Annotated in this window: 13 protein-coding genes and 1 tRNA gene; 10 read left to right on the forward strand and 4 right to left on the reverse strand. The window is 60.1% G+C overall.

The window, feature by feature from the left end; genetic code table 11:
* Positions 1 to 204: 204 nt before the first annotated feature.
* From QCM77_RS13055 to QCM77_RS13085, 7 genes are all read left to right on the forward strand, one after another.
* Positions 205 to 840, forward strand: coding sequence for an ATP-dependent Clp protease proteolytic subunit (locus QCM77_RS13055; protein WP_279664402.1), 636 nt, complete (start codon positions 205 to 207; stop codon positions 838 to 840).
* Between the two features lie 446 nt (positions 841 to 1286).
* Positions 1287 to 2558, forward strand: a complete 1272-nt coding sequence (clpX, locus tag QCM77_RS13060) for an ATP-dependent Clp protease ATP-binding subunit ClpX (protein ID WP_007603503.1) — start codon at positions 1287 to 1289, stop codon at positions 2556 to 2558.
* A gap of 325 nt (positions 2559 to 2883) precedes the next feature.
* On the forward strand, positions 2884 to 5307 hold the full coding sequence (lon, locus tag QCM77_RS13065) for an endopeptidase La (RefSeq protein ID WP_279664401.1): 2424 nt from the start codon (positions 2884 to 2886) through the stop codon (positions 5305 to 5307).
* 73 nt (positions 5308 to 5380) lie between these two features.
* Positions 5381 to 5785 (forward strand): GFA family protein, encoded by a 405-nt coding sequence (locus QCM77_RS13070; RefSeq protein WP_279664442.1) that lies wholly within the window; start codon positions 5381 to 5383, stop codon positions 5783 to 5785.
* A gap of 179 nt (positions 5786 to 5964) precedes the next feature.
* Positions 5965 to 6040: transfer RNA gene (locus tag QCM77_RS13075), tRNA-Val, on the forward strand.
* 235 nt (positions 6041 to 6275) lie between these two features.
* On the forward strand, positions 6276 to 6515 hold the full coding sequence (locus QCM77_RS13080; protein ID WP_279683863.1) for a hypothetical protein: 240 nt from the start codon (positions 6276 to 6278) through the stop codon (positions 6513 to 6515).
* 208 nt (positions 6516 to 6723) lie between these two features.
* Positions 6724 to 7707: a hypothetical protein gene (locus tag QCM77_RS13085; protein WP_279683865.1), complete on the forward strand. Its 984-nt coding sequence runs from the start codon at positions 6724 to 6726 to the stop codon at positions 7705 to 7707.
* A gap of 175 nt (positions 7708 to 7882) precedes the next feature.
* Here the strand turns inward: QCM77_RS13085 and QCM77_RS13090 are convergent, their stop codons facing one another.
* Positions 7883 to 8071 carry a hypothetical protein gene (locus QCM77_RS13090; protein ID WP_511337195.1) on the reverse strand — a complete coding sequence of 63 codons (189 nt, stop codon included), beginning with the start codon at positions 8069 to 8071 and terminating at the stop codon, positions 7883 to 7885.
* A 41-nt stretch (positions 8072 to 8112) separates the two neighbouring features.
* Positions 8113 to 8508, reverse strand: a complete 396-nt coding sequence (locus tag QCM77_RS13095; protein WP_279683869.1) for a hypothetical protein — start codon at positions 8506 to 8508, stop codon at positions 8113 to 8115.
* Between the two features lie 286 nt (positions 8509 to 8794).
* Here QCM77_RS13095 and QCM77_RS13100 point away from each other — a divergent pair, with 286 nt between their 5' ends.
* The 3 genes from QCM77_RS13100 to QCM77_RS13110 all read left to right on the forward strand — a co-directional run bounded on the left by QCM77_RS13100 (position 8795) and on the right by QCM77_RS13110 (position 10046).
* Positions 8795 to 9001 (forward strand): hypothetical protein, encoded by a 207-nt coding sequence (locus QCM77_RS13100; RefSeq protein WP_279683870.1) that lies wholly within the window; start codon positions 8795 to 8797, stop codon positions 8999 to 9001.
* A 70-nt stretch (positions 9002 to 9071) separates the two neighbouring features.
* A complete protein-coding gene (locus QCM77_RS13105; RefSeq protein WP_279683871.1) occupies positions 9072 to 9650 on the forward strand; it encodes a hypothetical protein in 579 nt (192 codons plus the stop codon).
* 57 nt (positions 9651 to 9707) lie between these two features.
* Positions 9708 to 10046, forward strand: a complete 339-nt coding sequence (locus tag QCM77_RS13110; protein WP_279683872.1) for a hypothetical protein — start codon at positions 9708 to 9710, stop codon at positions 10044 to 10046.
* A 143-nt stretch (positions 10047 to 10189) separates the two neighbouring features.
* On the opposite strand, the gene QCM77_RS13115 is transcribed toward QCM77_RS13110, so the two are convergent.
* Both QCM77_RS13115 and QCM77_RS13120 read right to left on the reverse strand, forming a co-directional pair.
* Positions 10190 to 10777, reverse strand: a complete 588-nt coding sequence (locus QCM77_RS13115) for a hypothetical protein (protein ID WP_279683873.1) — start codon at positions 10775 to 10777, stop codon at positions 10190 to 10192.
* 4 nt (positions 10778 to 10781) lie between these two features.
* Positions 10782 to 11840: a pectate lyase family protein gene (locus tag QCM77_RS13120; RefSeq protein ID WP_279683874.1), complete on the reverse strand. Its 1059-nt coding sequence runs from the start codon at positions 11838 to 11840 to the stop codon at positions 10782 to 10784.
* Positions 11841 to 12205: the final 365 nt, after the last annotated feature.

Below are 12205 nucleotides of genomic sequence, written 5' to 3' on the forward strand. Positions count from 1 at the left end.
CAACTGCCTCACGGATTAAGCCTTAATTCGCTCCGCACTTGTCAGGCGCGAATTGGGCTATATCTGTCGTTACGCCTTCTGCTTCTACCAAGTTCTTCTACCAAGTTCCTGCATCACGGGACGTCCATCGGCCTTCCGGCAGATCCAGCCCCGACTGGCAGCCAAGACTGGCGATGTCCGCCTCTTAAAAACCCTAGGTGACTCATGCGCGATCCGGTTGAAACCTACATGAACCTCGTGCCCATGGTGGTCGAGCAGACCAACCGTGGCGAGCGCGCCTACGACATTTTCTCGCGCCTTCTGAAAGAGCGCATCATCTTCCTGACCGGGCCGGTCGAGGACGGCATGTCGACGCTGATCGTCGCGCAGCTTCTGTTCCTTGAGGCGGAAAATCCGAAGAAGGAAATCTCGATGTACATCAACTCGCCGGGCGGCGTGGTGACGTCGGGCCTCGCGATCTACGACACCATGCAGTTCATCCGCCCGCCGGTTTCCACGCTGTGCACGGGCCAGGCCGCCTCGATGGGATCGCTGCTGCTTGCCGCCGGCGAGAAGGACATGCGCTTCTCGCTGCCGAACGCGCGCATCATGGTGCATCAGCCCTCCGGCGGCTTCCAGGGCCAGGCCACCGACATCATGCTGCACGCCCAGGAAATCCTGAACCTGAAGAAGCGGCTCAACGAGATCTACGTGAAGCACACCGGCCAGACCTACAAGGCGATCGAGGACGCGCTGGAACGCGACAAGTTCCTGACCGCGAGCGACGCCAAGGAGTTCGGCCTGGTCGATAGGGTCATCGACAAGCGCGCCGAAGAGGCTGCGTCGGCGAAGACCCCGTAGCATTACTGGCTGACGCGACGATCCCTCCGGGAACGCCGCGCACCATCAGGGTGGCGTTCACGTTAAGGACACGTGCGCGCGTTGCAAAACGCAGTTTTGCCCCCTACGACAGGCAGAAAGTTCCGCTTTCGTGCTTGTTTTTCGTGGCAATCCAGCAACGCCGGGGTGATTTCGATCACTTCGCCCGTGCCAAGACCGGAAATCACGGTATTGTCACGGGTAGCCGGCGACCCCCGATTAGCGAATTCTTGATAGTCGGGTGACAGCATGGTTGGCTACGAACGATCGGCTATGATCGCGGGAGAATCGAGACCGTGATTCGCACGGGGTGTAACGCGTAGGGTCTTTTTTGGTACGGAATTTGCTCTATTTAAACTTCATGCCGGCCGCCGTGTCGGAATGGAGCGATCGAGCGGAACGGGATCGAACCGCGGACGGAGACATGAATGAGTAAAGTCGGCACGAGCGACTCCAAGAACACGCTATATTGCTCGTTCTGCGGCAAGAGCCAGCACGAAGTCCGCAAACTGATCGCGGGTCCCACGGTCTTCATCTGCGACGAGTGCGTTGAGCTCTGCATGGACATCATCCGCGAGGAGAACAAATCCTCGCTCGTGAAGTCGCGCGACGGGATTCCGACGCCGAAGGAAATCTGCAAGGTGCTGGACGACTACGTGATCGGCCAGAACCATGCGAAGAAGGTCCTGTCGGTCGCGGTGCACAACCACTACAAGCGCCTCAACCACCAGACCAAGCACAACGACGTCGAGCTTGCGAAGTCGAACATCCTGCTGATCGGTCCGACCGGCTCGGGCAAGACGCTGCTCGCGCAGACGCTCGCCCGTATCCTCGACGTGCCGTTCACGATGGCGGATGCGACGACGCTGACCGAAGCCGGCTATGTCGGCGAGGACGTCGAGAACATCATCCTGAAGCTGCTCCAGGCCGCCGATTACAATGTCGAGCGCGCCCAGCGCGGCATCGTCTATATCGACGAAATCGACAAGATCAGCCGCAAGTCCGACAATCCCTCGATCACGCGCGACGTGTCGGGTGAGGGCGTGCAGCAGGCGCTGCTCAAGATCATGGAAGGCACGGTGGCTTCGGTCCCGCCGCAGGGCGGCCGCAAGCATCCGCAGCAGGAATTCCTGCAGGTGGACACCACCAATATCCTGTTCATCTGCGGTGGTGCGTTCTCTGGCCTGGAAAAGATCATCTCGGCACGCGGACGTTCGACCTCGATCGGTTTCGCCGCTCAGGTGCTCGCGCCTGAAGACCGCCGCACCGGCGAAATCTTCCGTCACGTCGAGCCGGAGGATCTCCTGAAGTACGGCCTGATCCCGGAATTCGTCGGCCGTCTGCCTGTCGTGGCGACGCTGGAGGATCTGGACGAGGCTTCGCTCAAGAAGATTCTGGTCGAGCCGAAGAACGCGCTGGTGAAGCAGTACCAGCGGCTGTTCGAGATGGAGAACATCGAGCTGACCTTCGCCGACGAGGCGCTTGGCGCGGTTGCCCGCAGGGCGATCGAGCGCAAGACCGGTGCGCGCGGACTGCGTTCGATCCTCGAGGCGATCCTGCTCGAGACCATGTTCGACCTGCCGGGCCTCGAAGGTGTGGAAGAAGTCGTGATTTCGCGCGAAGTCGTGGAAGGAACGGCGCGTCCGCTCTACATCTACGCCGATCGGTCCGATCGCGCCGTCGAGAACGCCAGCGCCTGATTTGCGGCGCTGGAACGCTCCAATCGTCTCCTCAAGTAAGGGCTGCGGAAAGTATCTCCGCAGCCGGTGTTGCGTCGCTTATTTGCGTGCGTAAGCGCCTGATGGCGCGCGTCTTTCAATGACTTGACACCCCCGGGGTCGATAGCCACCTAATGTCGGCGGCGAGCGAGAATTCTCTTCAAGATTCGCCTCAGTTCCGATCCGGCGAGCCGGTCCTACTCTCGAAAAGGACCGACCGGTTTTGCGGATCACCTCGGCACCTTGTGGCGGTTGCGCATGAGCATGGCGGGCTGCGTGCAAGGGGGCAAAGCAAAAGGAAAAGGCCATGACCAATCCAAAACCCAGGCCAACCATCGTTCATGGCGAAACGCACGCCTATCCCGTGCTGCCGCTGCGCGACATCGTCGTCTTCCCGCACATGATCGTTCCGCTCTTCGTCGGCCGCGAGAAGTCGATCCGCGCGCTCGAAGAGGTGATGAAGAACGACGCGCTGATCATGCTCGCGACCCAGAAGAACGCGTCCGACGATGATCCGGCACCCGATTCCATTTACGAGACCGGGACGCTTGCCAGCGTGCTCCAGCTCTTGAAGCTTCCCGACGGCACCGTGAAGGTGCTGGTGGAAGGGCTCGAGCGGGCGCGCGTGCAGAAGTACACCGATCGCGCCGACTATTACGAAGCGACCGCGATTGCGCTCGCCGACACCGATGCGAAGTCGGTCGAGGCCGAGGCCATGTCGCGCTCGGTCGTGTCCGACTTCGAGAGCTATGTGAAGCTCAACAAGAAGATCTCGGCCGAGGTCGTCGGCGTCGTGCAGGCGATCACCGATTTCGCCAAGCTCGCCGATACCGTCGCCTCGCATCTCGCCGTCAAGATCGCGGACCGCCAGGGTATCCTGGAGACGCTGTCGGTCACGCAGCGCCTTGAGAAGGTGCTGGGCCTGATGGAGAGCGAGATCTCGGTGCTCCAGGTCGAGAAGCGCATCCGCTCGCGCGTCAAGCGCCAGATGGAGAAGACCCAGCGCGAGTACTATCTCAACGAGCAGATGAAGGCGATCCAGAAGGAGCTCGGCGACGACGACGGTCGCGACGAGCTCGCCGATCTCGAAGAGAAGATCGCCAAGACCAAGCTCTCCAAGGAAGCGCGCGAGAAGGCGCAGCACGAATTGAAGAAGCTGCGCCAGATGTCGCCGATGTCCGCGGAAGCGACCGTCGTGCGCAACTATCTGGATTGGCTGTTGTCGATCCCGTGGAACAAGAAGTCCAAGGTGAAGAAGGATCTGGAAGCCGCGCAGGCGGTTCTGGACGCCGATCACTATGGGCTGGAGAAGGTCAAGGACCGCATCGTCGAGTATCTCGCCGTGCAGTCGCGCGCCAACAAGCTGACCGGTCCGATCCTGTGCCTGGTCGGGCCTCCCGGCGTCGGCAAGACCTCGCTCGGCAAGTCGATCGCGAAGGCGACGGGGCGCGAATTCGTGCGCGTCTCGCTCGGTGGCGTGCGCGACGAGGCCGAGATCCGCGGTCACCGCCGCACCTATATCGGCTCGATGCCTGGCAAGATCATCCAGTCGATGCGGAAGGCGAAGTCGTCCAATCCGCTGTTCCTGCTGGACGAGATCGACAAGATGGGCGCCGATTTCCGCGGCGATCCGTCCTCGGCGCTGCTTGAGGTCCTCGACCCCGAGCAGAACGCGACTTTCAACGACCACTATCTCGAGGTCGACTACGATCTCTCCAACGTGATGTTCATCACGACCGCGAATACGCTGAATATTCCGGGGCCGCTGATGGACCGCATGGAGATCATCCGGATCGCGGGCTACACCGAGAACGAGAAGGTCGAGATCGCGCGCAAGCACCTGATCCCGAACGCGGTGTCCAAGCACGGCCTGGACTCCAAGGAGTTCTCGATCGACGACGACGCGCTGCTGCTTCTGATCCGCCGCTACACCCGCGAAGCGGGCGTGCGTAACCTGGAGCGTGAGCTTTCGACACTCGCCCGCAAGGCGGTGAAGGAGCTGATGATCTCCAAGAAGAAGTCGGTCAAGGTCACCGAGAAGACTCTCGAAGAGCTTCTGGGCGTGCCGAAGTACCGCTACGGCGAGATCGAGAGCGAGCCGCAGGTCGGCATCGTCACCGGCCTTGCCTGGACCGATGTCGGCGGCGAGCTGCTGACGATCGAAGGCGTCATGATGCCCGGCAAGGGCAAGATGACGGTCACCGGCAATCTGCGTGACGTGATGAAGGAATCGATCTCGGCGGCGGCATCCTATGTCCGCTCGCGCGCGATCGTCTACGGCATCGAGCCACCGCTGTTCGACCGCCGCGACATCCACGTGCACGTGCCGGAAGGCGCGACGCCGAAGGACGGTCCGTCGGCGGGCGTGGCGATGGCCACCGCGATCATCTCGGTCATGACCGGCATCCCGGTCCGCCATGATGTCGCGATGACCGGCGAGATCACGCTGCGCGGCCGCGTGCTGCCGATCGGCGGCCTGAAGGAGAAGCTGCTCGCCGCTGCCCGCGGCGGCATCAAGACGGTGCTGATCCCCGAGGACAACGCCAAGGATCTCACGGAGATTTCCGATGCGATCAAGGGCGGCATGGAGATCATCCCGGTCTCGCGCCTCGACGACGTCGTTGCAAAGGCCTTGGTGAAGAAGCCGGTGCCGATCGTCTGGGAAGAGGACACCAAGGTGACGGTGAAGCCGGAGGGCGACGAAGCCGCCGGCGGACTGACCGCTCACTGAGATCGCAGCTCGAAAAGATGATAAAACGGCGCCTTCGGGCGCCGTTTTTGTTTCGGGGCAGCGGATGACGACGATGCACATCGACGGGCAATGCCATTGCGGGCAGATCACCTTTGAAGCCGAGATCGACCCGGAGGCGGTGTCGGTCTGCCATTGCCGGGACTGCCAGACCCTGACGGGCTCGCCGTTCCGGGTGACCGCGATCTGCACCGAGGCCGACGTGAAGCTCACCGCCGGCACGCCCAGGATCTACGGCAAGCGCGGCGACAACGGCCGGATGCGCTTCCAGCACTTTTGCGCCGACTGCGGTTCCCCGCTGTTCACGAGCGGCGAGGGCGACCAGGAGGACGATTGGGGCATCCGCTGGGGCAGTATCCGCCAGCGCGACCAATTGCGGCCGGTCAGGCAGATCTGGTGCCAGTCGGCGGTTGTGTGGATCGACGCGGTGCCGCTGCTGCCGGGGCGGCCGCAGGATTGAGGCCCAGGAAGTGGAGTTCCGCGCTTGCCCGTTCGGGGCCGGTGGGGATAAAGAAGCGGCGAGGGGCGGTTAGCTCAGCTGGTTAGAGCATCTCGTTTACACCGAGAGTCAAGGCCAGTAAGATCAATAGGTTACTTAGGGCTAGCTTGGTCCGGGTAACTTGCCGGGTAACAAATCTCGGGCGGTTAGCTCAGTTGGTAGAGCGCCTGCTTTACACGCAGGATGTCGGCGGTTCGAGCCCGTCACTGCCCACCATTACCTGCGTCGCCGAGCTCCAGCATTTCGAACGGCTCTGCTTGGCCCTGGCAGCCTCCGCAACCATCCCGGAGGAGCGCGCCGGGCTCGAGATCATGGCGGCCAACTATCGTGCCAAGATCGCAATAATCAACTCGTGATCGGAAGTTTGGGGAGCCGCTGCGACTGAACCGCACGGCTGCTTTCTCTGCGGGCGTGAACGCATTACGTGCTCTCCCAGTTATGGGAGGCTCACATGTTCTTTGAAATCCTGAAGGAAAGACGCGCGCTCACATTTGCGTTGGGCGCGGCGGTGTTCGCCTGTCAATTGGGCGAGGCGTTCAAACCTGCGGTTGGGCCTTCCCCGATCCAGGTGATCGGCCTCGCGGGTGCCAGCACCGTTCACGTCGCGGGGTTTTTCAACACCACCACCTTCGCGGAATTCGATGTGTTGCCGCCAATGGCGCCACCGAACGGTCAGCAAGAGCAAGGCTAACAAAGACCGAGTTGCGCAATGAGAAGGCTGCGCGGGACCGAAGCCACGAGCAGCTCAGTGTCTCAATCGGCGCATTCAAAGTGGTGGAAGCAGGCAGCGAATATCCGGTGATGGAGCGCGCAAGCGCGACTCCTCTTGCCGAAGGGCAGTATAATGCCGAATCAGTAGCGTGTGCGTCTGCGTCCCCGAAACAACTCGTGAGGACTGCTTGTCAAATCCAAACGTTGCTCAGCCCAACCGGTTCTGGGCCACCGTTACCGACGAACAACTGGTCGATCTCAATCTGGAGATCGACGATCCGGAAACCCTGCCGGGTCTGGTTCACGAAGTGCCAGACAACTATAGGGAAGCCCACGTCGAGTTCAAATACGATCTGCGCGGCAAGGGTATCGACCAGGAATTTTCCTGCGTCCATGGCCACCACCAGCACAAGGCCGGCTTCGTAATGAAGTTGGGCGATGCCCGCTTTATGGTTGGCCACATCTGCGCCAAGTCGATCTACGGCGAGGACTTCAATCAGTACACAGCCGACATCGACGCTGCGATCATCCGCAAAGATGCCCTGCGTCGCGTCCGAGAACTTCGTGACGCTATCCTGCCGTTCGAGGCATGGCTGAAACAGCTTGCCGAATCAGACACCATGAAGAGCTGGTCCAAATTGCGCGGCCAACTCGATAGTCACTTACCGTTCCTTTACGACAATCTCACAGCTTATGCGCAATTCGATCGCCGAATAACGGGTGCATCTCTGCCGAAGTGGCTGTGTCGCGCCGACTGCAATCCACGCCAGCAGATCGACGCTCTCTTGGCCGAGATCGCAAAGTTGAACAGCCTGCTGAGTGGGGCGGCCGAGAAAGCCGCTGGCATTATCGGTCAGCTTCGAGCCAGAATGGACGGGATTTCGAACCGGGCCGAGCCGATCCTCGAGTACCTGCAAGACGTTGAACTCTTCTTTCAACCGGTGACGCTTGATGCCATGTGCAAGTGGGCGAATGAGCACGACAACCCTAAACGACGCACCTATAGCTATGGGCTTTTATCGATCACCTTAAAGAACGACAAAGGCCACAAAACGCTCATCCTTATACCGAAGGGGTACGTCTCGCCCAGCAAACAGCCGATCATTGCACTCAGGAATGCCCTGGCAGGAGTTGGTACGGAAACAGCATCGCCGAACAAGATGATCGCCTGACACGCTAATCGGCCACGGTGAGGACCAGCCTGTCGGAACGCGCAGAGAAACGCTCCGAAAACAAAAAAGGCCCGCCAGCGTGCACCGGCGGGCCCAGATCGTTACCCCTTCAGCCGCCGGCGGTGCGTTATCAGCCGCTGCCGGTCGCGCGTTCGGTGGATCCTGAGCCTGCGGTTCATGTTCGCCTCGCGACGATCATTCGAACAAGCCCCTTCAGGTCGCCGCAGATCAGCCAGTCGAGGCTGATGCGGTACTTTTCGGCGAAGCACAGCAGATCATAGTGCTTGAGTCGCCCTCTCACCTTTGCGACTTCCGCTTCGGGTACGCCATAGTCGGCCGCTATCATGTCGATCCGCCGTCTCATTCGGGCTTTGTAATTTGCCCGCACCTTCTCTTGATCTTCCCTCATCGCAGCCCCCGCTGATCGAGTAGGGCCTGCATATAGCCCTCGATATATTTGCGCCCGAGCGGATCCAGTTCATTGAGCTTCGCCTCAAATTCCTGCTGCAACAACGCGCGCTTTGGAGGGCGTTGCAATTCGATGATTGTCGCCGATGGCAATGCGGCCGATGCCGCCGCCTTTGCTGCCCGTTCTTCCGGCGTGCCGTTCTTTGACCTCCGCGGCTTCCGTGAATGAATTCGTCGGGTAACTTCATACGGCAGCCGCTTGACCTCGGCGACGTTCTCCGGAGGCGGGGTGGCGGCAGAAGTAGCCTGAGCGCGCGCGGCGGATAGATCGATGATGTTGTTTGAAGACGAGCTTAGGGGTGGCGTGCTATGCACGCTGTCAGCCTTGGTCATCTTGAATTACCCTTCTATGATCGAGGTTAGGGCCGAGATGGAAGTTGGCGCTTCCTCTCGGCCTGATTTTCGGATATCCTATATTCATGCGCAAGTCAATTCGGGATATCCCTAAAAAAGGGCGCGGACGCCCGTCGACCGGTGGTCGGCGCGATGGCGTGCTTGTGCGCTTTGAAGCCACACAGTTTGATGCGTTAGACGCTTGGATCGCGAGGCAAGCAGAGCCTCCCTCACGCCCCGAGGCAATCCGCCGGCTGATCGAGCTCGGGCTGAAGGCGAAAGGGAAATGATCGGTCGCCTGGGAAACGTTCTCTACTGGTCCGGCCTCGCAATCGCCTCCCTTTGCGAGATCGCTGCCATTCTTGTTTCGTTGATCATTATCATGCGCAGGATTGATCCAGAGGCTTGGTTTGCTGTAGCGTTTTTTGCAGGCTTCGGCGGGTGTGCGTGGCTTGCCGGACGCGCAGCAAAATACATCCTTACCGGCGTCTGACATTGCCGCATCCCCTTGCGCTCGCCCTTCGGTTGCGCTTCGCTACCGCTTGGTAGCAAGGATAACCTCAATGAAAAGAAAAGATTTCGACGCCACTCAACAATCGCTCGAGCGATGCCGCGCTCTGATTTCCGAAATGAGCCGTACTACAACGCCCGAACAGATCGAGAAGACGTGGACGGATTTTTTGTCTCACTCACAGCGCTTCTTTTCTAAGCTCGCAGCGGCCACGACAGAGGGGGAAAGCGCGGCTTGGTTTGGTCGAGTAAAGCACGAAAGGAAGACCGACGACCTAATGCAGTACGTTCATCAAGCCCGACATGCCGACGAACATGGCTTGGAGAAAATTGCTGCGCCGACAGACGCATCTATAACCATTGATCCAATCAGGGCTGGCGAGTCCGTGACGATCAAAAAGATGGCGGCGGCAGACGGCGTGCTACGGATCGAAGGCGAAAATGCCAAAGTCCAGTTCAATCCTGCAAATGCGATACTTCATCCAGTAATAAACAGCGGCCGCCTCTATGATCCGCCAACCGTGCATTCGGGGAAACCTTGGACTGAAAACAACGCCCAAGCTGTAGCCAAGGCAGCGTTGACCTTCATGGAGCGGGTTTCGGAGGAAGGAAAAGCATTTGCAATAGACTGAGCTAGTCGACCTCCGCTCCAGACAGTTACAGACGATGCCGATATCGGGAGGATTACATTGGCCGCCATCGATGTCCCAAACGAGCCAGCATTCGGATTGCGCCGCGAGGTGAGTGCGGAGGAGTTGGCGCGCGCACAGCGTGAATTCGAGGAGCGACGAGATCTGGATCGCCGAACGCAGATGACAATGCTTACAGTCGGAGGGGTCGCCGTCTGTTTGGGATTAGGCTGGCTCTTTAGCCGCCGATCTCGAATCGCAAACGCCGCCGATATCGCCATGGTGGATGCCGCAGCGCGTGGGGTTAAGGCAAAACGGAAAGCCAAAAGTGCGATTGCCCAATGGGCCGAGCGCGTTCGCGATCGCGCAAACCGCGACCATACTTCAGATCCCGGTTGAGCTTCGCTCATGCTCGATCTGCCGCACCGGCTCCGGACCGATGGTGCGCGGCCGCCCGGCGGTAATGCCAGGCGGCTGAACAATCACAATCAGCCCCGCGCTAGAACGAAGCCCACCCGAGCAGATTGCCGGGATCCTATCCGCTAGTATTTCGTAACATCGATGATGTTGCCGGTAGCCACGCACGTACCCGCGCTGCGTACGGTGCAGTTAGAGCCGTTGCTGCCGATCAACTCGACTTTCAATTGATTGGCGGCGCTGCCCGTAACGCGCTGTATCAAATCCACGACCGTAGCATTGCCAACCATGCCGCTGATGTACGTCATGAGACCGTTACCGCCGGCCGGCGTGTTGATATACGCGCATACGGTTACGTTTTCGCAATGGACGTCAACGAAACGGTTCACTACCGCGGGGCCGTTGGTGTTTTGAAGTATGGCTTGACCGCCCCAAACCGGGCCGCCCGCGCTGAACCAAGTCCCGCCGTCTATGACATTGTTAGCTGCGCCATTCAACGACACGCCGAAAGGCGTCACGCTCGAATTTGGGACGCAGTACATCTGACGAATGTGAAAGATACTAGCGCCGCCGTATCCCGTTTCCGTGTACACGCAAGCGCGGTAAATCGGATATATGGAAACGTCGACGATCGCATCGTCGCTATTCGTGCTGTTGCTGTACACCATGGCCACGGTGCCAGAAATGGCGGCATTTGCGCCAAACAACGTCATGCGCTCAATGCCAACAAAGTGCGCCGTCTGGTGGTTCTGGGGGTCGCCGAGCGTGATGAACTGTTGCGTGGAAGCGTCCCGCGTCGCACTGCTTAAGCGTAGTCCCCGAATTTGAAACTCCGCTGAGCTTGACGCTAAACGGCACCATGAGCCCATTGCAGATCAAAGCTGTCCCGGCCGGGACGATGACTTTGCCGCCTGCGTACCCGCCGGTATCGACATTGCTAACGCCATAGCCGGTGAAATTCAGTGCATTCTGTACCGCGGCTTGGTCATTGGTTGCCAAGCCGTCGTTGGCCTTGCCGGCGCGATCCAGCTTGGCGCCAAACTGCCGGACGTTTGGGAAGTTGCCATTATCAACGACATACTGGAATTTTGTACCGACGCTGTCCGTAAAACTTGCGCTCGGGGTCGTGACCGTCGCAACCGTCCACTGCGGTGAAACCGAACATGTCAGCGTTGAGCCGTTGTACGAACCGTTCGGAATGGTCAACGCGTTGCCGGCAGTGTACGCGTTCCCCTTCGATCCTGTCGGGGTGAAGCTCGTCATCACGCCGCCTGCAATGACGACGATGCCTTGCAGCTTTCCACCCGTGCCACCGGTCGGAGACACTCCGTAGAAAGTCCCGTTTGTACTGCACGTTCCAGCAGCCGACACCGACCCAGTCGCAACAAAGCTGTCAATAAAGTTGCCGGACGTGATTTTCTTGAAGGTCGCGCCTCCGCCATCGCCAGAGGCGGCATAGCCCACCGTCACTAGGCCCGTGAAGGACGACAGATTGAGCGTCTGCGCCAGCGCGCGCGAAGCCACGATCGGCGATGCAGCGGCGGTGCTGGTCGCACAGGTCGGGCAACTGATGACGCCCGTGACGGCATCCAGCAGGATCGGCGTGGTCGCCGTGGTCGGGACAGTGCCGGACGTGGTCGGCCATTTGATGCTTGGCGTGCCCGCAACCGCTTGGGCGCCGACTGTGGCTTGGCCGCTGGTCGAGCCCGTGTAGATCACCGTGCTCGTGTTGATGGTCGGGATCGTGAGGCTCGATTGCAGCATCAAGGCGATCAATGTCGAGAAAGGGATCGCCTGCGCCGGGCCCGTTCCCGCCTGGGTTCGCCCGATCACGGTGCCGGACGGAACGGTGGGATAGGTCTGGGCAATGGAAAGCGAGGGTAGATAGGCGAGCAGCGCGAAGAGCCGGCGCGAGCCTCTTCAGGTACGGGGCGATCATGATGAGGAGCCAAAATTGACGCGGCCGCTGCCCGGCGAGCATCTCAACTTCGGCCTTATCCTCATCGGGGGGCCGCCTTCTCCTTTCTGCCTTGTCGCTTTCGCGGGGCGTCTACGCGGTACGTAAATTGGCGGTGGTTCAGTCTCCCCAGGCGAACCACCAAGCCTGGATGAAAGGCGCTCAACGTGCCTTGGAGCTCTCT

The sequence above is a fragment of the Bradyrhizobium nivariense genome (assembly GCF_029846695.2).
Classification (GTDB): Bacteria; Pseudomonadota; Alphaproteobacteria; order Rhizobiales; family Xanthobacteraceae; genus Bradyrhizobium.

Coding starts and splice junctions, on each gene's coding strand:
- QCM77_RS13105 (WP_279683871.1), top strand. CDS start 9,072: ATGAAAAGAAAAGATTTCGACGCCACTCAACAATCGCTCGAGCGATGC.
- clpX (WP_007603503.1), top strand. CDS start 1,287: ATGAGTAAAGTCGGCACGAGCGACTCCAAGAACACGCTATATTGCTCG.
- QCM77_RS13115 (WP_279683873.1), bottom strand. CDS start 10,777: ATGACGTTGTTTGGCGCAAATGCCGCCATTTCTGGCACCGTGGCCATG.
- QCM77_RS13055 (WP_279664402.1), top strand. CDS start 205: ATGCGCGATCCGGTTGAAACCTACATGAACCTCGTGCCCATGGTGGTC.
- QCM77_RS13090 (WP_511337195.1), bottom strand. CDS start 8,071: ATGAGACGGCGGATCGACATGATAGCGGCCGACTATGGCGTACCCGAA.
- lon (WP_279664401.1), top strand. CDS start 2,884: ATGACCAATCCAAAACCCAGGCCAACCATCGTTCATGGCGAAACGCAC.
- QCM77_RS13070 (WP_279664442.1), top strand. CDS start 5,381: ATGCACATCGACGGGCAATGCCATTGCGGGCAGATCACCTTTGAAGCC.
- QCM77_RS13080 (WP_279683863.1), top strand. CDS start 6,276: ATGTTCTTTGAAATCCTGAAGGAAAGACGCGCGCTCACATTTGCGTTG.
- QCM77_RS13100 (WP_279683870.1), top strand. CDS start 8,795: ATGATCGGTCGCCTGGGAAACGTTCTCTACTGGTCCGGCCTCGCAATC.
- QCM77_RS13095 (WP_279683869.1), bottom strand. CDS start 8,508: ATGACCAAGGCTGACAGCGTGCATAGCACGCCACCCCTAAGCTCGTCT.